Here is a 25,803-nt window from a genome sequence, read left to right as displayed (position 1 = left end):
TATACTATAAGTAACATGAAAATTTAGTAAGCGAAGGAGATGTTTGATTATGCCATTAAAGAAAACTTTGACGATTGCAGGCTCGGATACCTCAGGTGGTGCAGGTATTCAGGCGGACTTGAAAACTTTTCAAGAACACGGTACGTATGGCATGACAGCAGTGACCGTAATTGTCACAATGGATCCCGATCAGAATTGGTCGCATAATGTCTATTCTTTGCCAATCGATGTCGTGAAAGCACAATTGAAAACTGCATTATCCACTGGAATCGACGCGATCAAGACAGGCATGTTGAGCACAGAAGAAGTCATTCAGACAGCAGGTCAAACAATTGATGAATCTGGTTTAGATCATGTCGTCATCGACCCTGTCATGGTGTGTAAAGGTGAAGATGAAGTATTGAATCCTGGGAACACGGATGCGATGATTACATATCTCGTGCCAAAAGCAGAAATCGTTACACCGAATTTATTCGAAGCAGGACAATTAGCTTCTATGAAAACACCAAAGACCATTGATGATATGAAAGTGGCCGCACAGAAAATCCATGAACTTGGTGCACGTAATGTGGTAATCAAAGGTGGTAAACAACTCGTTCACGAAAAAGCGGTGGATTTATTTTACGATGGATCAACGTTTACGTTACTGAAATCCGAAAGATCTGATACGTATCATAATCACGGCGCGGGTTGCACATTCGCAGCGGCGATCACGGCAAATTTAGCGAATGGATTGTCGATCAAGGACGCGGTCATTGAAGCGAAGCAGTTTGTCACAGCGGCCATTGCGCACGGCTGGAAGCTCAATGAGTATGTGGGACCTGTCATGCATGGTGCGAAAAATCAGTTCGACGTGCCACGGGTTGAGTTGCAAGAAGTATAATGAATGCTTACAAGTCAGGTGTATTCCTGGCTTTTTTTGTGAGCCGTCTAATCGCATTCAAACTACGATATCTATATAATACTAAATAGGAAGATTGCAGCGAAATGACTGCAAGATTTAGGAGGATGAGTATGGAAACTGTTGACGTGAACCATTTACAGGAGTTACTAGACTCCTTTGCCAATAAAGATGTCTACATACATTTGGAAACGACAAATGGATCGTATGCTTCTCATTTCCAAGAAGGATTTTTTAATGCGGGCGCGTTTATTCGTAATGTTGTCATCCGCTATGAACTGGGAAAAGTGGCGGGCGAATCCCCTCACCGCATCGGTTTGAAATTGCCGAATGGTTGGATTTACGCACAAGGAATTACACACTATACACTCGATGAACATGATCGTTTACTAATGGCGGGACTTGGACCTGATGGAAAACTAGCGGTAGCGCTTGAAATCAGTGAAACGCCATTTGCTTATTAAGAAGGGAGATTTTTTGATGTTGCAAAAAGAACGACACGTACTCGTTGTATTCCCTCATCCAGACGATGAATCTTTCGGCACGGCCGGCACGATTGCACAATATATTGAAATGGGTGTTCCCGTTACGTATGCTTGCTTGACACTTGGCGAAATGGGCCGAAATCTCGGAAATCCTCCTTTCGCTAACCGCGAAACCTTACCGCAAATCCGGAAACAAGAGTTGCTAGGCGCGTGTGAGGCGATGGGATTGACAGATTTACGAATGATGGGACTTCGAGACAAAACGATAGAATTTGAAGATCCCGAGAAACTGGTTAACATGATGACTGACCTCATTGAAGAATTACACCCTTCGTTAGTCATTTCATTCCACCCGACACTTGCTGTTCATCCCGACCACAACGCAACAGGCGTAGCTGTGATTGAAGCGATGAGTCGCATGCCGGAAGCTGATCGACCGGTACTGTATATGAAAGCATTCGACAATGATACGTTGAATCAATTGGGTGAACCGCATGTTGCGCATCACACACCCAACGTAGCAGATAAAAAGATTGCCGCATTACGCGCACACGCCTCCCAGACAGTTTGGATGCTGCCCGATATGGAAAAACGGTGGGCTGCCAACGACAAGGATGCACTTGACTGGTTGTATAACGAAGCCTTTTATATTCATGAATTCAAGTAAAAAACCGCAAATTTGCGGTTTTTTTTGTATCTTATACGAGATTACTCCTCTTCAAATGCATGAATAAAGGCATAGAGATCCTGTACCTTCTTCTCAAATACTTCCACGTTTAACGCACGATCCATTTGGATTCTTGCGCCGTTTTGTGCTTGCACAGCGGCTTGCATCTGCTTGCCCGCTTCTCCAATCACCGCTCGATAACGGTTTCGTATCTCATCGATTTTCTTTTCTGCATCGTCATCTTCTGCGCATAACGGCACGATGTCTACTAACTCATCGCGCGGACTTTCTGCATCATAGGCATGGGGTTGCGTCGAATCAAACAAGCACACAGACAACTCCGGAAACAGGACTAAGTCGATACTTGTCGCATCCAATCCGCACCAACCATACAGCACATCTAGCCCTCGGCGCTGTGCTTCGTCTCCTAGCGCACGCATCATCGTCGACTTACCTGTGCCCGGTAATCCCTTGATCAGAAAACGACGTTTCGCATGTTTCGTGATAGATGGGATAAAGTCATGCGCGCTTCCAGCAGACAATGAGCCAACTATGCGATGCGAAACGTGAGCTGCCTTCGTCAACTCAATCGTCCCGAATATTTCCCGCTTTAAATCTTCCGTAATCTCTTCGTGGCGGGGCCAATCCATGCGTGCGATATTCACTGCTTCCCATTCGTCATGAATTGCTTTTGCGTTCTTCAATTCTTTCAACGCCTGACCGATGTGTGTTTTCTCTTCTGTCGACAAAACACTCACTTCGTTATGCTGTCCAAGTAGCTGGTCTTGGTGATAGACGTCATAGAAAGAAAAGACTTTTTGGCGTTTGCCTAAATCTGTTGGCTCGAATGAAACCGGATGGGATGCCTGTAAAATGAGAAGTTCCAGTTCTGTCACGAAAAGCGCATCGGTCTTATCCACATGGCCAGGATTCATAAATTTATCGACACTATAGCCCTTGTTGACAAAATAGACTACTAAGTCATTGAGCACTTGCGATAAAGAATGCGTTGGTAAACACTTCAAAAATATCGTTTTCTTTGATTCCGCTAGCAACTCTTCATACTTATGCTGCACGCCTTGTCCTGTATAAGCCGTCCCCATGTAATCTATAATATGTCCGTATATATTGACCACCCTTTCTTTCTTCATTTCATTATATGTATAGGCAAATAAAAAAAGCACAGCCGAGTAGGCTTATGCTCCTTTATAGTGTAATAAAACTTTTTCGTCCGTTTGCTGAGTGATTTTCAATAACAGTTTCTTACATTGCGGTAAGGCAATTTGAATGATTTGCCCAGAGAATAACACGACAACCACTGTACCGATCCCTACAGGTCCCCCAAGTAAGAAACCGATTAGTGTCGCAATAGCTTCAATCGTGGTTCGAACCAATCGAAGGCTCCAGCCAAACTTTTCAACAAACAACAACATCAAGCTGTCACGAGGTCCAGCACCAAGATTTGGAGATACGTATATTCCTACCCCATAAGATAGGACAAATACACCGATGATGAAACAAATAATTTGCACAGTCAATGAAGAAACATCGGGTATGAGCCAGTTGAAAAAGTCGATAAATAAGCCGATGACCAACATATTAAGCCAAGTGCCTACTCTCGGCCATTCTTTCAAAATAATCGACGTCACTGAAATGATCACAAAACCGGATAGTATACTCCATGATCCTATCGTTAATCCGAAGTTTTGATACAACCCGAGATGGAGCACGTCCCACGGAGCTATGCCAAGCCGCTGTCCTTTAATCATCAATGAGATGCCAAGCGACATGATCATCATTCCTCCGATGAAAAATATCCATCGCCAAGCTAATAAATTACGCATATACATTCTTCTTTCTTCTGTTTATCAATGTCTTTATTGATTCATTGTAACAGAAATCAACAGAGTTGCTATGGTCTTACTTTACGAGATCGCTAAATTGTGCTTTTGCGACATGTGCCAAATCTTGTGGGGCCAATTTCATTTGCAAACCAACTTTACCCGCACTGACATACAAAAAGTCAAGCGCTTCTGCTTGTTGGTCAATGAATGTCGGTAACTCCCGTTTCATACCAATCGGTGAACATCCGCCACGGACATAGCCTGTTTCTTTCGTTAATTCCTTCATCGGAAGCATTTCAACTTTTTTAAAGCCTGCCGTTTTCGCTGCTTTTTTCAAGTCTAGCTCATCGGAGACGGGAATGATAAAAACGAGTAAATCCGTTTTACTCGCCATGGCGACAAGCGTTTTATAGACAGTAGAGACCGGTTCATTCGTTTTTTTCGCTACCGAAATACTGTCATTATGTCCATCATCTGTTTGATAGCTATGAATTTCATACGGAATCTGCTCGCTTTCGATGATACGGATTGCATTGGTTTTCGGTAATTTGTTCTTTTTAGACATATGTAGGACTTCCTTTCTCTTCGTTTGGATAGAAAGCTAATGGAATATATATCATCAAAAAGCCCATTCACTGGGTTCCAGCAAAACGGGCTTCGTTTTCAAATGAAGTAGATTAGATGCTGACATTCATTTGTGGCTGATCCATTTCGTACTGCCTCATCCTCGCTTGATGTTGGACTTGATAGATGGAAAATGCATGGCTATATTGCTGTTGCATACGGCTCGGCCCATTAGTTGCAACGGTACTATCGACTGTGCTCATTTGATCACGGATCGTTTTGGCGCGGTTATGTAACGCTATTTGTAGTTCTGCTTGGTTTATTTTCGCTGATGCATTACTGGCTAGTTGATAATCCGCTATTGTCGGCGGCGATTCAGAATATGCCTCTTTGCGAACTTCACGCAAGAGATCAATCGTTTCATCCAAGTTATTGCCGAGCGGAATTGAAATATTCTTTACCTGGCCCGCACCAAGCTTTTTGAAGTCTTGTTGCGTTTCTCCGGAATTCTCAATCGGTGGTAAGTTTCCGCGTAGCAATGCAACTAGGTCGTCTTTGGTCTTTTGCGCTAGTTCTCGGAATTCTGTTTGGCGTTCATAGGCGTTTTCGGTATTCTTTCTACGGACTGCGTCATACCGCTGTAGTTGTTCGGCAGCGCTCGCAAACCCTAATACAGCATTCATGGTACCCACCTCCGAATAGAATGTTCGATACGTGTATCTAGTATAACTAGTTTACGCAATAGCGCGTGAACTGCCAATCCATCAAAAGATTGGATTCGCTTAGGTTGGTAATTTCATTTCACCCACTGGATACCCTTTTCATACTGTATGGATAGGCAAGGCGGGTGGAATTTACTAGTGTTAATGCGAGAATATGTGTACTATAGATACCCTTTTTTTATGTGATCAAACAACGCTTCTCGTTGATTGACAGAGTGCATGGGATGGAAGGTGATAGATCTTCCACTGTAGACAGTACGTGAATTAGTAAAGCCCTTGAACCAAGTTCATTTCAAGGGCTTGCCAAGTTCACATACAGAAACAATACAATTTCACCATTAATGAACACCGATCAATGTCACTTGACACGCGTGCTCCACCTTACAATTCATGTCACTCCATCTTTCATGATCTTCGGCGGAGTTTCACCTGGAATTGCTGGTTTTTCATTTGGTGGATCTTCTAAGAACTTTGTCTCGACGACTTCTTTTGGCATCGTTGCTTTGCCGTTCTTTTCTTCGAGTCGGTCAATCGTCCGTTCGATGGTTTTATTCAACGTCGAAAGCGCTACAATGGTGTCTCCTGTTTGTGCTTTTAGTTCTTTTTCTGCCGTGTAAAACTCCATTTCCCCATTCGCCCGTATGATGTACAACAACACCGATCGGTCATCACGCTCGCGTAAGTATTGCGTGTAGCTGTATTGTTTCGTCAGCAACGTCTTACGGAATACATGCCCTTGGTTCATACGATCGTCTAATTCGTGGATGGACAAATTCGGTGTGAACAGGAATTGTCCTGTCGCCAGGTTAAACTCTTGACCTGCGCTTCGTTTATGCGTCGTTGTCTGGAACAATAGGTCGCGTCCTAGATCCGGCGTGAAATCAGCGCATACGTGCGAGTTATAGGAATCCGTTTTAGTCATCGCTAAAATATAACGATATGGCGTCAAGTCTAAATGATAGCCCGTATGCTCGGATAAAATATCTCCCCTGTATGTTGGCACGCTAAGTTTTCGCGCATTGGACAGACCGCCCCATGAATCTTCCACGACTAACACTTTATGGCCCACGTTACGAATATTATTCGCAAGCTCCGCTACAAACCTTGTACTTCCGATCAGGACTACACCCGATTCTTCCGGCGTGGCCAAATTGAGTTTTTTGGCTAGCCAACCAATTGAAAAACCATGAACGACGACGGTCGCAAATACGAGAGCGAAAGTCAAAGCGGTTAGAAGCTCCGCGTCTTTATAGCCGTTCTCTAGTAATATGGTCGCGAAATAGCCCGACACGGTCAGTGCCACAATTCCTCGTGGCGCAATCCAACCGATGAGTGTTTTTTCACGATTCGTCAAATCTGTACCGATTGTTGATATCCATATAGAAAGCGGTCTGACGACAAATAGCATCGCGAGTACATACAGAATAATTTTCGGGTTCAAAATTTCAATTAAAACATGCGGATTCAAGGACGCCGTCAACATGACGAAAATTCCTGAGATGAGCAATACCGAAATATTCTCCTTAAAGTTGCGAATATCTTCTAACGTAGTCAAATGCATATTCGCCATCGTCATCCCCATCGCGGTGACCGCCAACAGACCCGTTTCGTGCATAATTTCATCAGATAACACAAAGACAAATAACACGAGGCCGAATAAAATCGGAGCTTTCAAATACTCCGGTACCCAGCCTTTTTCAAATGCTGTACCCAAAATTCGGCTCGTTCCCCATCCAAGAAATACGGAGAACAGCGAAGCACCAACGAACAGCAACATCGCTTTGGCCGTTACTTCACTATTGAGGAACCTGATAACTTCAAATGCAAATACCGCTAGCAAGGCGCCGAACGGATCGACGACAATGCCTTCCCACTTCAATATGGCGGCGGCACGAGGTTTTAACCGTGCTTGTCGAAGTAAAGGCAAGATTACGGTAGGACCTGTGACGATAAACAATCCGCCAATGATGAATGCCACTTCCCACGACAATCCTGCGATATAGTGAGCTGCAAGTGAACCTGCAATCCATGCGATAAACGCACCGAACGTTACGATTCTTGCAACGGGACGTCCAAATCCTTTAATTTCTTTAAAATCAAGGTTCAAACTGCCTTCAAATAATATGATAGCTACTGCGAATGTGATAATGGGTGAATATAACTCGCCCATTGATTGCTGTGGATTGATCAAATCGAAAATCGGTCCAACTACTAGCCCTGCAATTGCCATTACGACAATCGCTGGCATCCTCGTCCGCCATGCTATCCATTGCGACGCTACGCCAATTAACACGACCAACATCAAATCCATAATCAATGAATTGAACATTAGGTAGGTCGCCTCCTTCCCTCTTTCAAGCCTTTCTGAACTGCTTCCATCCCATTGTAATAAACTATTCTCGTTTTTCATAGGGTAAGAGGAACGAGCAGGTTCAGAAAGGGTGGTTCCAATCGAAAAACAAGTCCAAAAAACAATCGTGATTTATCTTTCCATAACAGAATGTAAAGGAAGTTATCCTTTACGACGTGCTTTACTACTGGCAAACATACTAAAAAATGAAGCACAAGTCATCTTTTTATACGACCAAGAAACACCAGTCCCAAGCGAACACTTCACATGTCATAAAGTCATCGGTCCTTCCTCATTTAGTAAATTAATACGTACACTTCAACCTGATCTTTTAATTCGAGACAGTGGTCCAAGCCATAAAGAAGAAATGACCAAAATTCATGAACTAGTACCTAGCATTCTACATTTTGACGACTTCGGTGATGGTGGGCAATTAGCAGACTGGGTGATCCAGACGCTGTATCCGGAAACTCAAGAACTACATGCCGAGCACTATATCGTGGGGCCTCAGACATTCATGGTCGATGCGTCACTGCAATCACTTCGACATGCTGGTTTAAAGAGAAAGTCTTCATCCTCCTCGCAACTCGTCATTTCATTCGGTGATGAGGATCCAGGTAACCTCACGTTCCGGGCGTTGCGACATTTAAAGCAACTGCAAATTCCTTTGTCCGTCACAGTACTACTCGGACCGAATTATAAACATGACGTTAGTGAAATTCAAATGATGGCATTGAGCCGACCAAACACAAAAGTCGTCCACGCCCCGGACAACCGTGCTGAGCTGTTTTCAAAAGCTGATATGGTTCTGTGCGATGCTGGTTATACACCATATGAAGTAGCTGTTATCGGTGTTCCTTGTATTGTACTTGCACAAAACGAGTTCGAATCAACCCTTGGATTTCCGACTGAAAAAAATGGCTTTACCCACCTGGGCCTCGGTCGTAAAGTGACCCAGTCGAACTTATTGAACGCAATTATGGAACCGCTGCTGCATGACGCACGTAAAGAACGCGCAATCAAAAAGCAGTTGCAGATCGATGTTGGGGCGAGTAACGAAACAGTGCTTGAAGCGATCCGTTATTTGCTGGAGTATCCTAAACGCACAAGACAGAATATGTTACACTAAAGGAAAACATATGATAGGAGTTTTCCCTTATGACAAAGGATCAGTTAGAGCAAGAGATCGCGGAGCTTAAGATGGACTACATCAGCTTGCAGGGTGATATGGAGAAGTTGGAGTCGACCGGTCATGTGAAGATGATCGAAAACGCGGAAAAGCGTCTTTCTAGAATGGAAGAGCGCCTCGCAGATTTGAATAAGCAACTTGCTGAAGCAACAAATTAACACGAACAACCTCCATCGGATGTATAGCTGATGGAGGTTGTTTCTTGTAAGTCTAGAAATGCTGTTAGGTTGGATATTTGCGCTTCGGAGGGGATGCTTTCCTGCGAGCATGGCTGGAGCCTCAATCCCCTTGCACTCAGTAACTAACTATCCATACTCTAGAACTTAACCTCTTATTGATCCATTAAAAAAAGCTCACAGCAAATGTGAGCTTAGGCCATTACATATTCGTGGGCTGCTTCGTCTTGTACGAGCAACTCCTTCAGATACTTCTTCGCGCGGAACAAGCGAGACTTCACAGTACCGATCGACACACTCATCAACCCTGCGATCTCTACTAACGAATACTGATTCACATAGAAATACTCGATCGTCTTCCGATAAATACCGTCCAACTCACCGATTTTCTGCTGCACAAGATCAGAAATATCATTCTGCTCTATCAACTCAGCAGGAGTTTTCGCATTGCTGGGAACCAAATCTAAGATCGGAACGTCTAATGTATCAGGTTGATTCATCACGTATTGACTGTGACGTACATTTTTTCTATAACGGTCGCGGAATGTGTTCATACAAATCGTCGTCAACCAAGCTTTCATGCGGTTGACTTCACTCATTTCACCTCTGTAGCGCACTACTTTCACCCATACGTCCTGCATGAGATCTTCTGCTTCTTCTTTATTGCGAGTCAATTTAAGACATAAGTGATATATATAGCGTCCATATTCTTCGTACAATGCGTTTAAGTCGTTTTTCATAATAAGTAGCCTCCGTTTTATAACTGGTACCCTTATTATCACCGACAAACACATTACGAACTATCGCTTTCTCTTTCAGTAACCTTACAATTGTGTAAGGTTACTTGACATATCCTACGCTTCAATGGCCTCTTCTTTCGGTTCCTGCTTAGTAATCTTTAGACGCAAAATCCGCGTTCGATCCATTTCTTCAATCTCAAACAATAGCGAATTATAACTGAACTTTTCGCCTTCTTCTGGAATATGCCCTACTTCCTGAAAAACAAAACCACCGATCGTATCATGATCCGTCGGTAACTCTATGTCAAGTAGTTCAATCACGTCTTCAATCTCCAAACGTCCTTGACAGACTAAATGATTGTCTTCTTTTTCGAAGACCATCGACTCTTCTTCGACATCTGTTTCGTCCTCTATATCCTGCCCAATCATTTCTTCAATAATATCTTCCTGTGTCACGATCCCTAATGTCCCCCCGTATTCATCTAACACAATCGCCATATGTTTCTTTTGTGTTAGCATACGTTTAAATACAAGTTCTACACTTGCTGTCTGCACGACGAACAAAGGTTGGCGATCAATGACATCCGCAAACGACCGCTCGGGAAACATGGACCACTCGATTATCATTTTTGAATAAAAAATACCGACTATTTTGTCGATACTCTCTTCATATACTGGATAGCGAGTATAGAAATACTGCAATACGACGTCACGTACATCTTCATACGTTGAATCTAACGACAGTGAAATAATATCGGTACGGTGTGTTTCCATTACATCGCTTACATCTTTATCGCGAAAATCTAGCATACCCTTTAAACGAATGGATTCATCTTGACCGAAAGTACCTTCTGTAGACGCAATGTCCACCATCGAACGCACATCTTCTTTCGTCAAAGTTGCTTCCGTCACCGTTCCTTTAGAAATCAAGCGCACGAAGAAATTGGTAAACAATGACAGAACTAACGTCAATGGTATCAATAACTTCACGAGCACCGAAATAGGTGGCGCTACAATATACGCGATACGATCTGCAAATGTTGCAGCAATCGTTTTCGGCAATACTTCTCCGAATATAATCAAAACAACCGTTAAGATCCCTGTCAGTAATCCAATATTCAATCCTTTATCGATTGCAATCATCGTCACAATCGTCGGCATCAAAATATTTACGATATTATTCCCAATTAGGATGGCCGTAATCATACGGTCCGGCTTGGAAATCAACTTTCGTAATTTTATCGATTTACTATCTCCTTGATCCGCACGCAACTGAACTTTCATCCGGTTGATAGCGGTTAGAGCTGTTTCACTTCCCGATAAAAAGAAGGACAAAATCAAACATAGTCCCAGTGCAATAAACAATTGCGTCTCCTCCAACGATTCTCCATTTATTTGTCATCATTCATCATGTGTGATTGCCATGAATCCACTTTTTCTTATTGCGTAAGTATATCATATATATAAACTGAATTGTTAATGCTACATACAGGTAGGACGTATACTTTTATCATTCGGTTCCCTCATCCGTAAGCGTCTAAACCTTAATGCATCATGATTCTCTGCTATACTGTGAAATATAAAATAACTAAAGAAAAGAGGGTTTACCATGACTTCATCACAATCATTGGACCAATATTTCACAAACAACCGTGACCGCCACTTGGAAGAATTAACGAACTTCCTGGCAATTCCAAGCATCAGCGCACTTTCGGAACATCAACCGGATATGCAAAAAGCAGCGGAATGGCTGTCGAATGAATTCGAAAATATCGGCTTGGAGAACGTGTCAATTGAAAAAACGGCTGGACAATCCGTTGTGTATGCAGACTGGTTGCATGCTGAAGGTCAACCAACCATCCTGATCTACGGCCACTACGATGTGCAACCTGTTGATCCGCTTCACTTATGGGAAACACCTCCATTTGAAGCAACAATCCGTGATAATAAATTATATGCACGCGGAGCAAGCGATGATAAAGGGCAAGTGTTTATGCACAGTAAAGCGATCGAGGCACTCATGAATGTCGAAGGCAAACTCCCTGTTAACGTCAAGCTTATTATTGAAGGGGAAGAGGAAATTGGCAGCCCGAGCCTAGAGGAATATATCCGAAATAATCAAGACAAGCTAGCAGCGGACTTCATCGTCATTTCTGATACAGGCATGTACGGGCCTGGACAGCCGGCCATTTGCTACGGACTGCGCGGATTAGCTGGCGTACAAATCGATGTGAAAGGTCCCAAAGGCGACTTGCATTCCGGACTATACGGTGGCGGCGTACAAAACCCGATCCACGCACTTGTCGAAATTCTCGCTTCATTCCGTGATGCCGAAGGAACTATCGCAATCGATGGATTCTACGATCAAGTTCGTGATCTTACTGAAGAAGAGCGCGCAGGTTGGGCAGCTCTTGACTTCGATAAGGAAGCAGTGAAAAAAGAAGTCGGCGTCAAAGAACTGACTGGCGAACCAGGTTATACGTATACAGAACGCACATGGGCTCGTCCAACACTCGAGATCAACGGCGTATTCGGTGGATTTTCAGGAGAAGGCATCAAGACCGTCCTCCCTTCCGAAGCAGGCGCGAAAATCACATGCCGACTAGTCCCTGATCAAGAACCGGATGAAATCGTAGAAAAACTACGCGCGCACATTGCGAAACACGAACCCGTCGGCTGTGAAGTAACGGTGACGGAGTTTGATAAAGGGAAACCTTACCTAACGCCATACGACCACGAAGTGATTCAAGCAGCAGGCAGAGCATACGAGCAAGTATATGGCGTACCTACCGTCTACACACGAGGTGGTGGCTCCATACCAATCGTTGCTGCGTTCGATGAAATCCTGAACATCCCAGTTGTCTTGATGGGCTTCGGACTGGACACAGAAAACTTCCACGCACCGAATGAACACTTCCATTTAGAGAATTTCGATAAAGGATTGCGTGTCATCGGAAGTTATTATGGAGAGATTGAAAAGCTTGGATTGTGATTTGTGAATTTTTGAGCGGTTTTGTGGGTGTATTGAGCGGTTGTGTGGACTGATAGAGCGGTTGCGGGTTTGCTTTGAGCGCTTGTGTGGCTGAATAGAGCGCATGCGGCGTTGCATTGAGCGCTTACGCGGACTGATAGAGCGCTCGCGGGATTGCTTTGAGCGTTTGCGTGGCTGAAGCGTTAGCGGCGTTGCATTGAGCGGTTGCGTGGCTGTATAGAGCGCTTGCGGCGTTGCATTGAGCGCTTACGTGGTCGAATAGAGCGCATGCGGCGTTACATTGAGCGTTTGCATAGCCTGATAGAGCGCATGCGGGTTTGCATTGAGCGCTTACACAGCCGAATAGAGCGTACGCGGGTTTACATTGAGCGCTCGCGAAGCCCAATAGAGCTCCTCGCGACAAATTACGAGCACTCCTCCCTCTTCACACATACAAAAAAACAGGCTACTCCACAAAGGGGGTAGCCTGTTTTTTATTTCATTCCATTATGAAGAACGAGACTTCTCGATTCTTAAGCTTCCTCTTCTTCGTCCTCGCTACTGCCAAAGTATGTGATGATTTCCTCTACTGGCTTACGCGGTGGAGCTTTTGGTGATGTGTCGAAATAGCCGAATTGCAACATGCTGATGATGCGCTCGCCCTCCTCCACACCTAGACGCTCGCGGAATTTTGGGTTATCGATGAATGGCGGTGTTTTCCAGCAAGTCCCGACCCCTTTATCCCAAGCAAGCAATTGGATATTCTGAATCAGTATGCTGGCTGCTGCGTAATCTTCCAGCCGCTCTTTTTGGCGTACGTCTTCAGGGACGATGACGAATACAGCCGCACTGGCAGTCGAGAACTTCTTCATTTGTTTTTCTAGATCCTCGTCAGAAAGCTGTTTCCAATTTGCTACACCGAACTCCTTTAAGACGTCCAAAAGCTCTTCATACTGTTCGCCTGTTGCTACGATCAATCGCCAAGGATTACGGTTTCCGTGGTTTGGCGCCCAAACGGCATCTTCTATAATTTCGGGAATGATCTCTGGTTCGATCGGTTGTCCGTTAAAATTCTTGATAGAGCGCCGTGTGACGATGGCCTCTCTTACCGATAATGCTTGTTCATTCACACTCAACCTTCTCCTTTGCACTAAGTATCTGTTTTTCATTATACCCTAACTTGGTAGTCTGTTGCTAGAGGCTAAGAGAAACACTTTGATGCAGAACTGGGGAATTATGAGAAATGGTCATGAATTTTGAAGAAGATATACTTCGCATTCGGCGAATAAGCGTAAGAGTCTTTATAGTCCCATGTGCGATGATAAGCGTCGTACGTATGAGCATTGACGAGAGGGTTATCCCCGTCCTTGGCAGTTACGATGGTCGTATGGTCGAAGCGGCCATCCCCATGAAAGTCGTACGTAATGATATCCCCAATCTGTAATTCTTGTGGAGTTTTTACTTGAGTAGCAGTCAGCCCTTTTGTGGAAGTTGCCAAGTACCAGCGCATCGAGTGTGCGACGGTAAAACTGAAGCTCCACGTGCCTTTACGCATCCACCAGCCCTTTTCGCGGTTCGGTGCCCCATGCATCGGTGCACCGCCTGCCAACAGACATTGTGAAATGTAGTTCGTACAGTCATCTTCAACACTTGGAAAGGCAGGGTTTCTGCTGTTCCACCATTTATCTGCATAGTCCACTGCCGCTTGTCGATTGTACAAAAAAATCCCTCCTTGCCATATCATATGACAACGAGGGACATTCAATTAGTGATGTAGCACTTTCGATAAAAAGTTTTGGGCGCGTTCAGAATCAGGATTCGTAAAGAACTTGGCTGGTGTTGCTTGTTCCACGACTTTGCCGTCCGCCATAAAGATGATCTCGTCGCAAATTTCTTTGGCGAAGCCCATTTCATGCGTCACAACGACCATCGTCATACCGCTTTCCGCGAGTTTACGAATCGCATCCAGAACTTCCGTGACCATCTCCGGGTCGAGTGCGGAAGTCGGCTCGTCGAAAAGCATGACTTGCGGATCCATCGCGAGCGCACGTGCTATTGCTACGCGTTGTTGCTGACCGCCCGATAACCGGTTTGGATACGCATCGAATTTGTCGCCAAGTCCGAGTGAAGTCAGCAATTCCTTTCCTCGCTCTTCCGCCGCACTCTTACTTAGTCCTTTGACATTGATCGGCGCAAGTGTAACGTTTTGCAATGCCGTGAGAAAAGGATAGAGATTAAAGCTTTGAAATACGAATCCGATTTCAGAACGTGCTTTATTGATATTCACTTTTTTATCGTGGATGGAAATTCCGTCTACTACAATTTCTCCGTTATCGATCGGCTCGAGCGCATTGATCGTGCGAATTAATGTAGACTTCCCCGCTCCACTTGGGCCAATGATGGCCACAACGTTAGACTTGGGTACTTCAAGCGTGACATCTGTCAGCACTTGGTTCATACCGAATGTTTTATTCACATGTTTTATAGAAATCATATCTGGCACTCCTTCACATCGAGCTTCATGAATTTTCTCTCGCTAATAACTTTTGTTCGATCGCACGAATGATCATGGATAACGTGAACGTCATGGCAAAGTAAACGAAACCTATGAATGTCCATACTTCAATGGAACGCATACTAGTGGCAACGAGGTTCTTCGCGTTCAACGTCAATTCCGTCGCACCGATGACCGAGATCAAAGAAGAATCTTTAATTAGCATGATGAATTGTGAAGCAAGTGGCGGTAACACTCGTCGGAATGCTTGTGGCAAGACGATCAAACGCATAGCCTGCCAGTAGGTCATACCTGACGAACGAGCCGCTTCCATCTGACCTCTTGGGACACCTTGTATGCCTGAACGAACGATTTCTGCAATGAATGCTGCGGTAAAGACAGCTAGACCGATAATCGACGCCCAATAGGAACCGAGTTTTAAAAATTGACCGAGTACAAAGAAAATCCAAATCAATAGTACTAGCAACGGCACGCCGCGCATGACTTCTACATAGGCTGAGGAAAGAATACGGATGAATCTATTGCGGGAAATCCGACCCATTCCGATGATAATACCCATCGGAATAGCCAGCAATAATGCGATTGCTGAAATTTCGAGTGTTTTCAGCGCCCCTTCAATAAAGATATCCATATTTTGCGATATTACACTGAAGTCATATTCATAGCCACCCATATTATTCTCCTGAAACCTTATCTAGCCAGTCGCTTTCCTCAAACCAGCGACTTCTGGATTCCAATTCTTCGGGGCTATCCACATAGCTATGCAAAAATGAGTTCAACCATTGAATTGTTTCAAAGTCATTTTTCTTTACTGCAATTCCTAAGTTTTCAGCTGACAGCAAACCTTCAAGTTGATGAACTTCCCCTTCGTGCTCCAAGCGCCATACAGCAATAGCAGGTTCATCATAGACGACTGCATCCGCCTGCCCTGAGCCCATTGTTGTAGCTGCTAACGGGAAATCTTCGAAATCTACGACTTCCGCGTTTTTGAACTGAGTCTTCGCAAGTAACGCTCCTGTAGTTCCGATCCCTACAGCAATTTTATTCCCTTTTACATCAAGCTCTTCCCATGACTTGATACCTTTATTGGCAGCTGGCACCATGATCGCCTGACCTGTTTTATAATAAGGATTTGACATACTAATAGATAATGCACGGTCTCCGCGAATCGTCATCCCTGCGATGACCATATCTACTTCACCTATTTGCAAAGCTGGTCCTAAGCCGTCAAATACGAACTGTTTAAATTCTACTTCTGTATTTAGCGCTTCCCCTACCGCATTTGCTAGATCGATATCGTAGCCGACAAATCCGCCGTCAATGCTTTTCATTTCAAAAGGGAAATAGCCTGGTGCAATTCCGATCACCAATTTCTTGTTGTCTTTAATATTCTTTAACGTGGACTTCTCTGTTGATCCTGCTCCTCCATCGTTACTACTACATCCAGCGACGACCAATACTAGGATTAGTAATAGTGCTGTAAACATCTTCTTCATACATTTCCCCTTCTCTCTCTACTAGTATAAATATTCTAAATTAATACAATTATAAGTTACCTACCGACGCCTGTCTATAAGTATATGTATACGTTTGCTTGTATACTACATATATTGGACGAAGTCTTATAACGATTATTTTCTATATTTTTAATATACGACATAATGAATAATTATACAACAGTAAATAGTTTCATTGTGAATGATAAAGGGGAATATATGTAGACTAGTATGATGTTAAATAGAAAAAGCGACAGCTCTTGAAGATGTACTCAAGAACTGCCGCTATCGTTTGAATGGAGCATAGGGGGCTCGAACCCCTGACCTTTGCACTGCCAGCGCAACGCTCTCCCAGCTGAGCTAATGCCCCTCATATCTGATACAATATAGAGTATATCAACTGTTCGTTTAAAAGACAATAGGCAAGAAAGGTGGTTAATGGTATGCAGCATGAAGAAAAAGAGTTGACTGAAGCTGTGTCTCTGTGTGACTCCAAGGGGCTTTTGAATCCCGAATCAATAGGATACGCACGCAACCCAATAGTGAGAAGCAATCTAAGAGGACATTTCAGGAAAAAAAAGCGCTGGAACAATTGGTGCATTTACGGGGAAGACGTTTTATTAACTACTTCAATTGTACACCTAGATCATAAAGTTATTTGTCTAATTTACATACTCAACTACGAGACTCAACGTTTCTATGAAAAACATGTTTCCCTCCCATTTGGCAGACGCGTTAAAATGCCTGAGGAGGCACTTGAAAGTATTAAATTCGTACATGACGATATAACGATTCAACTCGTCCACATGCAAGGCGAAACGCATTTGTCAATTCTCATTCCTGACTTTGATAATGAAGTATTGCATGCAGATTTGCATATTATACATCCCGAAAAAGATGAATCTTTGAACGTCGTCATTCCGAAAAGTCGAGATTCATTCCACTTCACTTCCAAGCATTCAATTATGCCGACTGGCGGATATGTTCGCGTTGGAGATCGACGCTATGATTTCAATCCTTATTACAGTTTCGCGGTCTATGATTATGGTCGTGGCGTGTGGAACGGCCGAACGAATTGGGACTGGGCAATGGCCTCTCAACGTACAAGTGGAAAACGTATCGGCTTGAATTTCGGCGGCCGTTGGACCGATGGCACGGGACTAACAGAAAATGCGGTCTTTGTAGAAGGTACGATGCATAAATTTCATGAGGATGTAGTATTCAAGAGCGATAAAGAAGACCCAAAAAGCGCTTGGAAAATTCAAACGAAATTTTCAGATGATATCCAATTGACATTTAAACCATTCTTTCAATGCCAGACGCTTGATCACTATCTCGTCAGGAAGATGTCGATTACACAACATGTCGGCTATTATCATGGAAAAGTTCGATTATCAAGCGGACAAGTCTTACCGATTCGACAAATGCTCGGTTCCATCTTAGAGCGCAAATATCATTAATTTCCTGTTTACTTTACTTTCCTGTCTACAAAGAGATCGTTTTTTTGTTTAAGGTTGCTGTTTTACGGTGATAATATAGGTAGTATACACTTTAGAAAGGGTGGCGCTTATGTCATTAATGAGAATACTATCTATGGTTGGGGTTTCATCTATTTTACTTCTAGGAGGTTGCTCATCAAAAGACGAGGCACCGGACAATGATGAGGCAATCAGTATTGAAGATGAGGGTGAAGGCAGCACAATTAACACGGGTGACGGCTATGGCTTCACCGATTTCGATTTGACGATCAAGAAAGACGGCAAGAAAATCGAAACAGATTATGAAGATGTAAAGCCTGATGATGCAGAGTATGTCAACGAGTTCCAAGAAGTGGATCTCGAAGGAAATGAAGCAATTGACGATATGCATAAGATGTTTATGGAGATTTTGATCGATAGCGGAACTACTAAAGAAGAAGCGATTGATCGCATTCTGCAGTGGTACGGTCTTGATACGTATGATGAGTTTGAGTTGGATGTAAAGTTTACAGACGACAAGACTCTGCATATTGATGAGAAGAAGTAATAACAGGGAATCAGCTATTTATACGGGTTGAGTAACTTGTTCGATTTACTGGTACAAAATGCAGAATAAAGCAGACCGTTAATTCGTATTTGAATTAGCGGTTTTTTGCATGCTTTTTGTCAAAGTTATAACGTGATTTAAATAGAAGATATACAACATTTGCGCCCGATAACGACTTAGTGGTCGAAAACCGTTGATCTGCGCTGCAGCCGGACGCGTTCCGGAGGGTGGGCGGTGAACCACACCTCTTCGCTTCGCTTCGACGGGTGTTTCACCTGTCCCACTGATCCTCCCGGAGTCGCCGGCTTCCGCTCCAATCAACTAGCCAACTACAAAGAAATCTTCTCTATAAACGCGCCCGATTATAGAATTATTTATCTCTTACAAATCCAACTAGTAAAATCAATATCCCTAAAACCAATAAAGGTACAACATATAAATTTTCGAAGAATCCACTAACTTCAATTTCTGGGACTTCTCCTGTCATTCCTCCAGAATAAAATCCAGCTTGAACAATACTCGAAGAAAGCATAGAGAAGCCTTTTTCTAAAGTGTAAATAAATCCAGACGTAACAATAAATACAAGACCTAAAATTTTAAATGAATTCATACTTAACCCCTACCTATATTGTTTTTATCTGGCCCGTTTGGTGCATTGTCTTTATCACGCAAACGCACCCGATTGCTTTAATAGATTTCAAATAGTTTATATGTCTGCATTAATATCTACATTTCTTTTTCTAGCATCAGAAATTGTTTTTATAGCCAACATAGCAAACAGAGTAATAAATCCAACTTTGAATCCTAGTGACCAATTCCATGTTAAAGCTGAGAAGATGACCCCTAATGTTATGAAAACATAGCATTGGATTTTATAAGATCTTTTCGAAAAAGTATTCAAAACGAAAAAAATAATGAATAAGCTCATAAATAAATCTCTTAAAACTATAAACACAGTATCTAAATCCATATTTTCATGCCCCCTTTAGCCATAATGGCCCTATTCTGGAACAAAGTTATGCTACAAACGCCCCCTTTAGTTCAGTGAGGGAGTTCTTGCAATCTTTTGCGTTTAAAGCTTATCTTCAGTTTGTTTTCTAGTAATATATCCAATAACTATTCCTATGATTAGAATCGTAAGCCCATCCTGATCCCAATCTTTCAAAATAAAGCTAAGAACTATCCAAGCAAAGACTGCCCCAAAAATTGTCAAGAACAAATATTTCATATGGAATCTACTCTCTCTTAATTAATTTACTGTAAATCATACCAGAGTATCCTAGTTTCTTATTGGAAATTCATTAATTTCACATTGAACTAACAAAATGGCCCTATTACTGAATTGGTAGCAATCCTTCTTAAGAACAGCCCCCGAATGCTTGCCATTAGTTGCATTATTCTGTTGGCATATAGCCAATTACTTTATTTGTATTCGGATCAACAAGGATTAAAGTTGTTCCAGTTACAGCATTATCTACATCTTCAAAAGAAACGCTTAACACTTCTTTTCCATCATACGCTTTATCTAATAATACATATTTATTATCAATAATTACCTCTTTCACTTTCGCATTTTGAAAGTCATCTTTTGCTTGGTCCTGCCAACCTTCTTCTTTTAAAAATCCCCATGCTGCGGCTTTAGCATCTTCATAGCTATCTGTGTCATTTGAGTTTTCTATCACTGACTTATTTGAACAACCCATAATAAGCATTATTGAAAATAATGCTAATGCAAAATACATGAATTTCAATTTCATTATGCCTTCATCTCCTTGTGAGGTTAGACGGTTTATGGTTAGGCAAGTTACACTATTTGGTCCGTTTGGCGCGTAATGGTTGTTCAGTTAACGCTTCCATTCGTAGAATATCATTATTCCTCTTAGGTTACTTATTACTACAGATGACATTACCAGAGTAAGAGCAGCGATGTTGATTGTCTTATAACGAGAAATAGATAATCAACAGTAATAAATTCATGACAATATGTGCAAACATATGTGCAAGCATTGCAAGCTCAAGATTGTGCTTCCAATAAATCCAACCAAAGAACAAGCCACCTATACCATTCAGTAAAATCATTCGGAACCAAATGAATGCGGTCATTTCCGTCATCTGCGCGGTTGCACTATAGTGACCTAACGCAAACATGAATGCGCTAATGAATATGGCAAGGATAAAGACCCAATTAGTAGGTTTTTCCGATTTTCGATTAAATACTTTCCCGAGAATAAAAACCAATAAGCTCATCACACCAAAACGCATGATTAGTTCCTCAACAACCCCTCCGTAAAGTAAAGCCGATATGAAGTGTAGAGCTGTATACGGTTGTAATGTTTCAACTAAGCTATCTGGTAAGAACGGTTGGAAAAAATAATCGAATCCAATCATAACGACAGCTGCAACCGAGCCTAGTATTATAGCTAGTTTAATACCATTTATCCAATCTGACTTTGACTTTACCCTAGCATGAGGGTGAATAACCACAGATTTCAAGCCAACTTTATGCGCTGTGAAAAATCCCACGACAAGAGCTATTATGATGATGATGAAATTGGGAATTACAGCGAGTAAGGCTAAGATTTCAAGTGATACTGAAATTCCCGTCATTCTACTCAATTGCTCTAATTCGGCCGGATTTGCCGATAAAATCGATAGACCAATAAGATAAAGAAAAAACATCGCAACGATACTAACTAAAAGATAAGTTAATAATCCAGTCACGCTTTTTTGCTTGATCATATACAACCTCCTTAATTGTAGTTTGAAAATCCGTAAATTAAGATTTTATAATGTGCACCATTCCGATACGTTTAACTTAACCATATGGACCGCTTTAAGCACAACAATTCTTCAACAGCTACACTGATTAATTTACATCCCATTCATTATTTCTTTACACTATCCAACAGAATAAACCCAAATACCACACCAGCTATTGTTTGAATTGGTGAATTACCGGGATAAATTATTTCCGGGACGAATGGAAACATACTCTCTCCTACTGGCGTAAATAGTAATACGCCCATAGAACATACAGCAAGAGACGGCAACCCAATCCCTATGAATGTAGCCCAATCAAAAGTCCATTGCTTATTCTCTTTCATTTCGATTAGAAGATTCGGCAATTTGAGCAGCATTCCAATGCCAATAGAAAATATTGTTGAAAAAAACACAAATGATTGTGCATTATAGTTTTTCATATATTCTTGTTTCAACTGGAACTGATAGGTAGCGCCTACATACATAATCATTCCTATCGCCATTGTCCATCCGAAGTAATAAATGAACCTTCTCACACAAATCCCTCCTTTTATGAAATGGATCTTCTACTATTTATACGTCCATACAGCGTGAAAATGTTCAACCCTTTTGAATACCTACAGGTAAAGCGACTGTTCTTAGACTTTCTGATTCCACTCTTTTAGTTACTATATTACAAGTATACATAAAATCCCAATAAGCGTTCTAACTATGTTTATTCCAAAATAAAAAGCACCGCTACATGCGATGCTTTTTCATGTGTTTATAATTCAATTTCCTAGATCATTACGTAAGCACATTTTTTCGTTACTCTTCATTATGCAGCATCCCGTAAAACACACCTTTGCGTGCTAGCAATTCTTCGTGGCTTCCGGATTCGAGTAGCTCGCCATCTGCCAGTACAAAGATTTTGTCTGCTTGTCTAATCGTGTTCAAACGGTGGGCGATGACGAAGCTTGTTCGTCCTTCCATGAGACGCTCCAACGCATCTTGAATCGCGAGCTCTGTCACGGTATCGATGCTGCTCGTTGCTTCATCGAGTAACAGCAAAGTCGGATCTGCCACTAGTGCTCGTGCGATGGATAACAATTGTTTTTGTCCTTGTGATATTTCTTCTCCGCCAGCCGTCAACACCGTGTCATAGCCTGACGGTAGTTTGCAGATGAAGCTGTGGGCGTTGGCCTTTTTGGCGGCTTCTTCTACTTCTTCATCCGTTGCGTCGAGTCGACCGTAGCGAATGTTTTCACGCACTGTCGCTTCGAATAAGAACGGATCTTGCAAGACGAAGGCCATTTGACTACGTACAGTATGGCGTGGCAGTTCATTGATCGGGATGCCGTCGAGCAGAATTTGACCGCTATCTACTTCATAAAAACGTGAGAGCAATTGCATGATCGTCGTCTTCCCCGCTCCTGTTGCACCGACAAAGGCCGCGGTTTCGCCTGATTGAACATGGAAGCTAAGATTCTTAATAATCGCTTCTTCATCATAACCAAACGTCACATGACGGAACTCGACATCGCCATGTATGGTTTCGATTTGCTTCGTTGCTTCATCTTTTTCCTCCGGCTCGTCCAGAATAGAAAATACTCGCTCTGCTCCCGCAATGGCGGAGAGGACGGTATTGAATTGATTAGCCAAATCATTTAATGGTCGCGTAAATTGTCTGGCGTACTCACTGAAAATGACAATCGTTCCGACCGTTACGCCGCCAGTTCCTGTCACCGCCAGCAGTCCGCCTACTCCTGCGACGATCGCGAACGACATATTATTAAGTGTGTTCATGACTTTTGGAATGAATCCTGAATACGTCTGTGCCCAGAAACCTGCTGTACGCAGGCGTTCACTTTTTCGCGCGAACTCTTCCATGACATTCTGTTCCTGTGAGAATGCTTTGACGACTCGCTGACCCGAAACCGTTTCTTCAATCATGCCATTTAATTCACCAATTGCGCGCTGTTGTTCTTTAAATAATATCCCGGTGCGTCGAGTGATCCAGCGCATAGCAATGAACATGACAGGGACGATGATCATAGTGAGCAACGTCAATAACGGACTGAGATACAGCATGATCGATAGAGTACCGACAAGTGTCAGTACACTGGAGAACACTTGGATCAATGAGGAATTTAGCGTTTGACTGACATTCTCAATATCATTCGTCACGCGGCTCATCAATTCACCGTGCTGTCGTTTATCGAAAAATCGGATCGGCAACTTCTGGAGATGGCCAAATAATTGCGTGCGTAGACGATAGACTGTTTGTTGTGCGATTCCGACCATCCAGTAGTTTTGGAAATAGGTAGACAAGGAAAAGCCTGCATACACAAGTAATAATAAACCAATTTGCATACTGAGCCCGTCCACTTTTTTCGGAATAATGAAATGGTCGATCATATTCCCGATCATCAATGGGCCGATTAGCGCTAGCGCTGAACTGATGAAAACGAGTGTCAACACTGTAATCAGTAACCCTCGTTGTTGGTCGATCAAACGCCAAATGCGTGCGAGGACAGATTTCCAGTCTCCCGCTTTTTGAACTTTTTTACGCTCTGCTTTTGATAGGTCTTGTTTTTGGATAATAGGTTCATAGCCGAAAGGTTTCTGCATCATGCCACTCCCCCATTCTGTTGCGATTTCGCAATTTCCCGATAGAAGGCAGACGTTTGAAGCAACTCTTCATGCGTGCCATAGCCCACGACTTCACCCTCTGACACTAATAAAATCGCATCAGCAATTTGAGCGGTTTGAATTTTTTGCGTGACGATCAGCATCGTTGTGTCTTCTTCCTGCAATGCGTCCCATAACGACGATTCGGTTTTGACATCGAGCGCGCTCGTACTATCATCCAAAATCAGTAAAGAAGGTTTACGGATCAATGCACGAGCAATCGATAGACGCTGTTTTTGACCACCAGATAAATTCACGCCGCGCTGCCCGACTCGTGTTGCATAGCCATCGGTAAAATTCATGACAGATGAATGAACTTGCGCTTTTTTAGCGGCCTCTTCGATTTCATTCGTAGTGGCATTCGGCTTGCCCCACGATAGATTTTCAGCGATGGAACCTGTAAAGAGCATCGATTGTTGCGGCACATAGCCGATCATGTTCCGTAATGTATCAAGCGGCCAGTCTGCTAGGTTTTTACCATCCACCCACACCGTACCTTCCGTCGCTGTGAACATGCGTGGGAGTAGTTGAAGCATTGTGGACTTACCTGAACCGGTAGCCCCCATAATGACGAGTTTCTCCCCCGCAGGTACTTCAAACGACACGTCTCGTAGCACGTCTTCAGTCGTTCCTGGATAACGGAATGATACATGTTCAAACCGAACGGAAACTGCGCCTTGGTGACGATCGGTAGCTATCTCCAGCTGTTCAAGATCATCATCGGCAACTAGCAACTCTTCCATTCGATCAGAAGACGCTTTTGCGCGCGAGAAAATAACAATCAAAAAGGAGAACATGGAAAAAGCGCTTGTCATTCTCATCGTGTAGTTGATGACCGCTACAACGTCCCCGACAGGCATATTGGAGTTGCGGACTTCATCTGCACCAAACCAAAGCACTGCCATGAAGCTGACGTTCATGATGAACAATAACACGGGTAAAATTAATTCCATTAAACGCATCGCATGGATACTATCTTTTTTCAGCGCACTTGCCGCTTTGGAAAAACGGTTCGTTTCAAAAACACCTCGTAAATAGGCTTTTATGAGACGAACCGCTTGTAAATTCTCTTGTACGAGTCGATTGACACCGTCCAAACGGCGTTGTACTTGCCCGAATAAACGTACACCTTTGCGTGCCATGACAACGAGGAATACAGCTAGGAACGGTGCACCGATTAGTAAGAATACTGCGAGTTTCGGACTGACGACGAATGCCATAATCAAACTGCCGAGTGCCATCAACGGCGCGCGAGCCATAATTCGTAACCCCATGAACAACGCAGTTTGGGCAAGCGTCACATCACTAGTCAAACGTGTAATGAGACTTGACGTCGGAAAGCGTAAAAATGCCGCTAATGAAAACGTCTGGACGCACCGAAACAAAGCTTGTCTGAGATCATAGCCGAAACTTTGCGCGGCATGTGCAGCGAAATAGGAATTGACGACGCCTGTGAATAACGCCATAAAGGCGAGTGCCATCATGACACTCCCCCATATCAACACGGCGTTCAAGTCTTCTTTCATTATTCCTTCATCTATAATTCTACCGATCAGCAATGGCTGTATTAATTCGACCGATAGTTCAAGTAACATGAGTAGAATGGCGATGAACATCGGCCATTTATAAGGTAGTGCATAGCGGAAAACCGTTTTCATTTCATACACCCTTTACTTGCTGTCTTTCCTTTCATTATGTCATATAGGAATACAGTGTGTACAGGCGAAA

27 protein-coding genes and 1 tRNA gene are annotated in these 25,803 nt (G+C 43.1%); 8 read left to right on the top strand and 20 right to left on the bottom strand.

The genetic code is table 11. From position 1 onward, the window contains the following. Nucleotides 1-49 precede the first annotated feature (49 nt). The 3 genes from pdxK (at nt 50) to bshB2 (ending at nt 2,053) form a co-directional block, all read left to right on the top strand. The gene (gene pdxK / locus CSV61_RS08015; RefSeq protein ID WP_099638798.1) at nt 50-883 is read left to right on the top strand and encodes a pyridoxine/pyridoxal/pyridoxamine kinase; all 834 of its coding nucleotides are present in this window, start codon (nt 50-52) and stop codon (nt 881-883) included. Between the two features lie 131 nt (nt 884-1,014). Then, entirely contained in the window at nt 1,015-1,365 is a 351-nt protein-coding gene (locus tag CSV61_RS08010) for a YojF family protein (RefSeq protein WP_099638797.1), read from the top strand. A gap of 13 nt (nt 1,366-1,378) precedes the next feature. Beyond that, on the top strand, nt 1,379-2,053 hold the full coding sequence (bshB2, locus tag CSV61_RS08005; protein WP_099638796.1) for a bacillithiol biosynthesis deacetylase BshB2: 675 nt from the start codon (nt 1,379-1,381) through the stop codon (nt 2,051-2,053). A 41-nt stretch (nt 2,054-2,094) separates the two neighbouring features. Here bshB2 and CSV61_RS08000 read toward each other — a convergent pair whose 3' ends face one another. The 5 genes from CSV61_RS08000 to CSV61_RS07980 form a co-directional block, all read right to left on the bottom strand. Further along, on the bottom strand, nt 2,095-3,189 hold the full coding sequence (locus CSV61_RS08000) for a hypothetical protein (RefSeq protein ID WP_143561073.1): 1,095 nt from the start codon (nt 3,187-3,189) through the stop codon (nt 2,095-2,097). A gap of 60 nt (nt 3,190-3,249) precedes the next feature. Further along, nucleotides 3,250-3,897 carry a YczE/YyaS/YitT family protein gene (locus CSV61_RS07995; RefSeq protein WP_099638794.1) on the bottom strand — a complete coding sequence of 216 codons (648 nt, stop codon included), beginning with the start codon at nt 3,895-3,897 and terminating at the stop codon, nt 3,250-3,252. A gap of 76 nt (nt 3,898-3,973) precedes the next feature. Then, on the bottom strand, nt 3,974-4,462 hold the full coding sequence (gene ybaK, locus CSV61_RS07990; RefSeq protein WP_099638793.1) for a Cys-tRNA(Pro) deacylase: 489 nt from the start codon (nt 4,460-4,462) through the stop codon (nt 3,974-3,976). 112 nt (nt 4,463-4,574) lie between these two features. Further along, nucleotides 4,575-5,144: a hypothetical protein gene (locus tag CSV61_RS07985; RefSeq protein ID WP_099638792.1), complete on the bottom strand. Its 570-nt coding sequence runs from the start codon at nt 5,142-5,144 to the stop codon at nt 4,575-4,577. A 427-nt stretch (nt 5,145-5,571) separates the two neighbouring features. Further along, nucleotides 5,572-7,512 carry a cation:proton antiporter gene (locus CSV61_RS07980; RefSeq protein WP_233193556.1) on the bottom strand — a complete coding sequence of 647 codons (1,941 nt, stop codon included), beginning with the start codon at nt 7,510-7,512 and terminating at the stop codon, nt 5,572-5,574. Nucleotides 7,513-7,624: 112 nt separating this feature from the next. Between CSV61_RS07980 and CSV61_RS07975 the strand changes: the two genes are divergently transcribed. Then, complete coding sequence (locus CSV61_RS07975; RefSeq protein ID WP_099638790.1) at nt 7,625-8,662, top strand: CMP-N-acetylneuraminic acid synthetase; 1,038 nt, start codon at nt 7,625-7,627, stop codon at nt 8,660-8,662. A gap of 29 nt (nt 8,663-8,691) precedes the next feature. Then, a complete protein-coding gene (locus tag CSV61_RS07970) occupies nt 8,692-8,880 on the top strand; it encodes an SE1832 family protein (RefSeq protein ID WP_083034885.1) in 189 nt (62 codons plus the stop codon). 212 nt (nt 8,881-9,092) lie between these two features. Here the strand turns inward: CSV61_RS07970 and CSV61_RS07965 are convergent, their stop codons facing one another. Next, nucleotides 9,093-9,638, bottom strand: a complete 546-nt coding sequence (locus CSV61_RS07965) for an RNA polymerase sigma factor (protein WP_083034884.1) — start codon at nt 9,636-9,638, stop codon at nt 9,093-9,095. A gap of 114 nt (nt 9,639-9,752) precedes the next feature. Next, nucleotides 9,753-11,003, bottom strand: a complete 1,251-nt coding sequence (locus CSV61_RS07960) for a hemolysin family protein (protein WP_099638789.1) — start codon at nt 11,001-11,003, stop codon at nt 9,753-9,755. Nucleotides 11,004-11,247: 244 nt separating this feature from the next. Here CSV61_RS07960 and CSV61_RS07955 point away from each other — a divergent pair, with 244 nt between their 5' ends. Then, on the top strand, nt 11,248-12,630 hold the full coding sequence (locus CSV61_RS07955) for a dipeptidase (RefSeq protein ID WP_099638788.1): 1,383 nt from the start codon (nt 11,248-11,250) through the stop codon (nt 12,628-12,630). Nucleotides 12,631-13,142: 512 nt separating this feature from the next. Here CSV61_RS07955 and CSV61_RS07945 read toward each other — a convergent pair. The 6 genes from CSV61_RS07945 to CSV61_RS07920 all read right to left on the bottom strand — a co-directional run bounded on the left by CSV61_RS07945 (nt 13,143) and on the right by CSV61_RS07920 (nt 16,990). Next, a complete protein-coding gene (locus tag CSV61_RS07945) occupies nt 13,143-13,739 on the bottom strand; it encodes a nitroreductase family protein (protein WP_099638786.1) in 597 nt (198 codons plus the stop codon). Nucleotides 13,740-13,843: 104 nt separating this feature from the next. After that, the gene (locus CSV61_RS07940; RefSeq protein WP_233193555.1) at nt 13,844-14,329 is read right to left on the bottom strand and encodes an amidase domain-containing protein; all 486 of its coding nucleotides are present in this window, start codon (nt 14,327-14,329) and stop codon (nt 13,844-13,846) included. A gap of 45 nt (nt 14,330-14,374) precedes the next feature. Continuing rightward, nucleotides 14,375-15,103 (bottom strand): amino acid ABC transporter ATP-binding protein, encoded by a 729-nt coding sequence (locus CSV61_RS07935; protein ID WP_029053522.1) that lies wholly within the window; start codon nt 15,101-15,103, stop codon nt 14,375-14,377. Between the two features lie 25 nt (nt 15,104-15,128). After that, a complete protein-coding gene (locus CSV61_RS07930; RefSeq protein ID WP_083034879.1) occupies nt 15,129-15,797 on the bottom strand; it encodes an amino acid ABC transporter permease in 669 nt (222 codons plus the stop codon). Nucleotide 15,798: 1 nt separating this feature from the next. Continuing rightward, complete coding sequence (locus CSV61_RS07925; RefSeq protein WP_099638785.1) at nt 15,799-16,620, bottom strand: transporter substrate-binding domain-containing protein; 822 nt, start codon at nt 16,618-16,620, stop codon at nt 15,799-15,801. 297 nt (nt 16,621-16,917) lie between these two features. Further along, nucleotides 16,918-16,990 (bottom strand) — tRNA-Ala (locus CSV61_RS07920). Nucleotides 16,991-17,063: 73 nt separating this feature from the next. On the opposite strand from CSV61_RS07920, the gene CSV61_RS07915 reads away from it, so the two are divergent. Continuing rightward, a complete protein-coding gene (locus CSV61_RS07915; RefSeq protein ID WP_099638784.1) occupies nt 17,064-18,080 on the top strand; it encodes a DUF2804 domain-containing protein in 1,017 nt (338 codons plus the stop codon). A gap of 109 nt (nt 18,081-18,189) precedes the next feature. Further along, nucleotides 18,190-18,645, top strand: a complete 456-nt coding sequence (locus CSV61_RS07910) for a YusW family protein (protein WP_099638783.1) — start codon at nt 18,190-18,192, stop codon at nt 18,643-18,645. A gap of 370 nt (nt 18,646-19,015) precedes the next feature. Here the strand turns inward: CSV61_RS07910 and CSV61_RS07905 are convergent, their stop codons facing one another. The 7 genes from CSV61_RS07905 to CSV61_RS07875 all read right to left on the bottom strand — a co-directional run bounded on the left by CSV61_RS07905 (nt 19,016) and on the right by CSV61_RS07875 (nt 25,733). Next, nucleotides 19,016-19,255: a hypothetical protein gene (locus tag CSV61_RS07905; protein WP_099638782.1), complete on the bottom strand. Its 240-nt coding sequence runs from the start codon at nt 19,253-19,255 to the stop codon at nt 19,016-19,018. A 96-nt stretch (nt 19,256-19,351) separates the two neighbouring features. Then, nucleotides 19,352-19,615 (bottom strand): hypothetical protein, encoded by a 264-nt coding sequence (locus tag CSV61_RS07900; protein WP_099638781.1) that lies wholly within the window; start codon nt 19,613-19,615, stop codon nt 19,352-19,354. A gap of 424 nt (nt 19,616-20,039) precedes the next feature. Further along, complete coding sequence (locus CSV61_RS07895) at nt 20,040-20,402, bottom strand: hypothetical protein (protein ID WP_099638780.1); 363 nt, start codon at nt 20,400-20,402, stop codon at nt 20,040-20,042. Nucleotides 20,403-20,583: 181 nt separating this feature from the next. Further along, nucleotides 20,584-21,384, bottom strand: coding sequence for a CPBP family intramembrane glutamic endopeptidase (locus CSV61_RS07890; RefSeq protein ID WP_099638779.1), 801 nt, complete (start codon nt 21,382-21,384; stop codon nt 20,584-20,586). 146 nt (nt 21,385-21,530) lie between these two features. Beyond that, a complete protein-coding gene (locus tag CSV61_RS07885) occupies nt 21,531-21,941 on the bottom strand; it encodes a hypothetical protein (protein WP_099638778.1) in 411 nt (136 codons plus the stop codon). Between the two features lie 271 nt (nt 21,942-22,212). Beyond that, nucleotides 22,213-24,018 (bottom strand): ABC transporter ATP-binding protein, encoded by a 1,806-nt coding sequence (locus tag CSV61_RS07880; protein ID WP_099638777.1) that lies wholly within the window; start codon nt 24,016-24,018, stop codon nt 22,213-22,215. Beyond that, nucleotides 24,015-25,733 (bottom strand): ABC transporter ATP-binding protein, encoded by a 1,719-nt coding sequence (locus tag CSV61_RS07875; RefSeq protein WP_099638776.1) that lies wholly within the window; start codon nt 25,731-25,733, stop codon nt 24,015-24,017. The genes CSV61_RS07880 and CSV61_RS07875 overlap by 4 nt, the downstream gene beginning before the upstream one ends. Between the last annotated feature and the right edge of the window lie 70 nt (nt 25,734-25,803).

This window comes from Sporosarcina sp. P3 (genome assembly GCF_002743415.1).
Taxonomy (GTDB): Bacteria; Bacillota; Bacilli; order Bacillales_A; family Planococcaceae; genus Sporosarcina; species Sporosarcina ureae_A.
This window is presented reverse-complemented; position numbering and strand designations above follow the sequence as displayed.

Excerpts from the sequence above, each read along its gene's own strand:
- pdxK (WP_099638798.1), top strand. The coding sequence starts at position 50 with ATGCCATTAAAGAAAACTTTGACGATTGCAGGCTCGGATACCTCAGGT.
- CSV61_RS08010 (WP_099638797.1), top strand. The coding sequence starts at position 1,015 with ATGGAAACTGTTGACGTGAACCATTTACAGGAGTTACTAGACTCCTTT.
- CSV61_RS07995 (WP_099638794.1), bottom strand. The coding sequence starts at position 3,897 with ATGCGTAATTTATTAGCTTGGCGATGGATATTTTTCATCGGAGGAATG.
- ybaK (WP_099638793.1), bottom strand. The coding sequence starts at position 4,462 with ATGTCTAAAAAGAACAAATTACCGAAAACCAATGCAATCCGTATCATC.
- CSV61_RS07985 (WP_099638792.1), bottom strand. The coding sequence starts at position 5,144 with ATGAATGCTGTATTAGGGTTTGCGAGCGCTGCCGAACAACTACAGCGG.
- CSV61_RS07980 (WP_233193556.1), bottom strand. The coding sequence starts at position 7,512 with ATGTTCAATTCATTGATTATGGATTTGATGTTGGTCGTGTTAATTGGC.
- CSV61_RS07970 (WP_083034885.1), top strand. The coding sequence starts at position 8,692 with ATGACAAAGGATCAGTTAGAGCAAGAGATCGCGGAGCTTAAGATGGAC.
- CSV61_RS07965 (WP_083034884.1), bottom strand. The coding sequence starts at position 9,638 with ATGAAAAACGACTTAAACGCATTGTACGAAGAATATGGACGCTATATA.
- CSV61_RS07955 (WP_099638788.1), top strand. The coding sequence starts at position 11,248 with ATGACTTCATCACAATCATTGGACCAATATTTCACAAACAACCGTGAC.
- CSV61_RS07935 (WP_029053522.1), bottom strand. The coding sequence starts at position 15,103 with ATGATTTCTATAAAACATGTGAATAAAACATTCGGTATGAACCAAGTG.
- CSV61_RS07930 (WP_083034879.1), bottom strand. The coding sequence starts at position 15,797 with ATGGGTGGCTATGAATATGACTTCAGTGTAATATCGCAAAATATGGAT.
- CSV61_RS07925 (WP_099638785.1), bottom strand. The coding sequence starts at position 16,620 with ATGAAGAAGATGTTTACAGCACTATTACTAATCCTAGTATTGGTCGTC.
- CSV61_RS07915 (WP_099638784.1), top strand. The coding sequence starts at position 17,064 with ATGCAGCATGAAGAAAAAGAGTTGACTGAAGCTGTGTCTCTGTGTGAC.
- CSV61_RS07910 (WP_099638783.1), top strand. The coding sequence starts at position 18,190 with ATGTCATTAATGAGAATACTATCTATGGTTGGGGTTTCATCTATTTTA.
- CSV61_RS07905 (WP_099638782.1), bottom strand. The coding sequence starts at position 19,255 with ATGAATTCATTTAAAATTTTAGGTCTTGTATTTATTGTTACGTCTGGA.
- CSV61_RS07900 (WP_099638781.1), bottom strand. The coding sequence starts at position 19,615 with ATGGATTTAGATACTGTGTTTATAGTTTTAAGAGATTTATTTATGAGC.
- CSV61_RS07895 (WP_099638780.1), bottom strand. The coding sequence starts at position 20,402 with ATGAAATTGAAATTCATGTATTTTGCATTAGCATTATTTTCAATAATG.
- CSV61_RS07890 (WP_099638779.1), bottom strand. The coding sequence starts at position 21,384 with ATGATCAAGCAAAAAAGCGTGACTGGATTATTAACTTATCTTTTAGTT.
- CSV61_RS07880 (WP_099638777.1), bottom strand. The coding sequence starts at position 24,018 with ATGATGCAGAAACCTTTCGGCTATGAACCTATTATCCAAAAACAAGAC.
- CSV61_RS07875 (WP_099638776.1), bottom strand. The coding sequence starts at position 25,733 with ATGAAAACGGTTTTCCGCTATGCACTACCTTATAAATGGCCGATGTTC.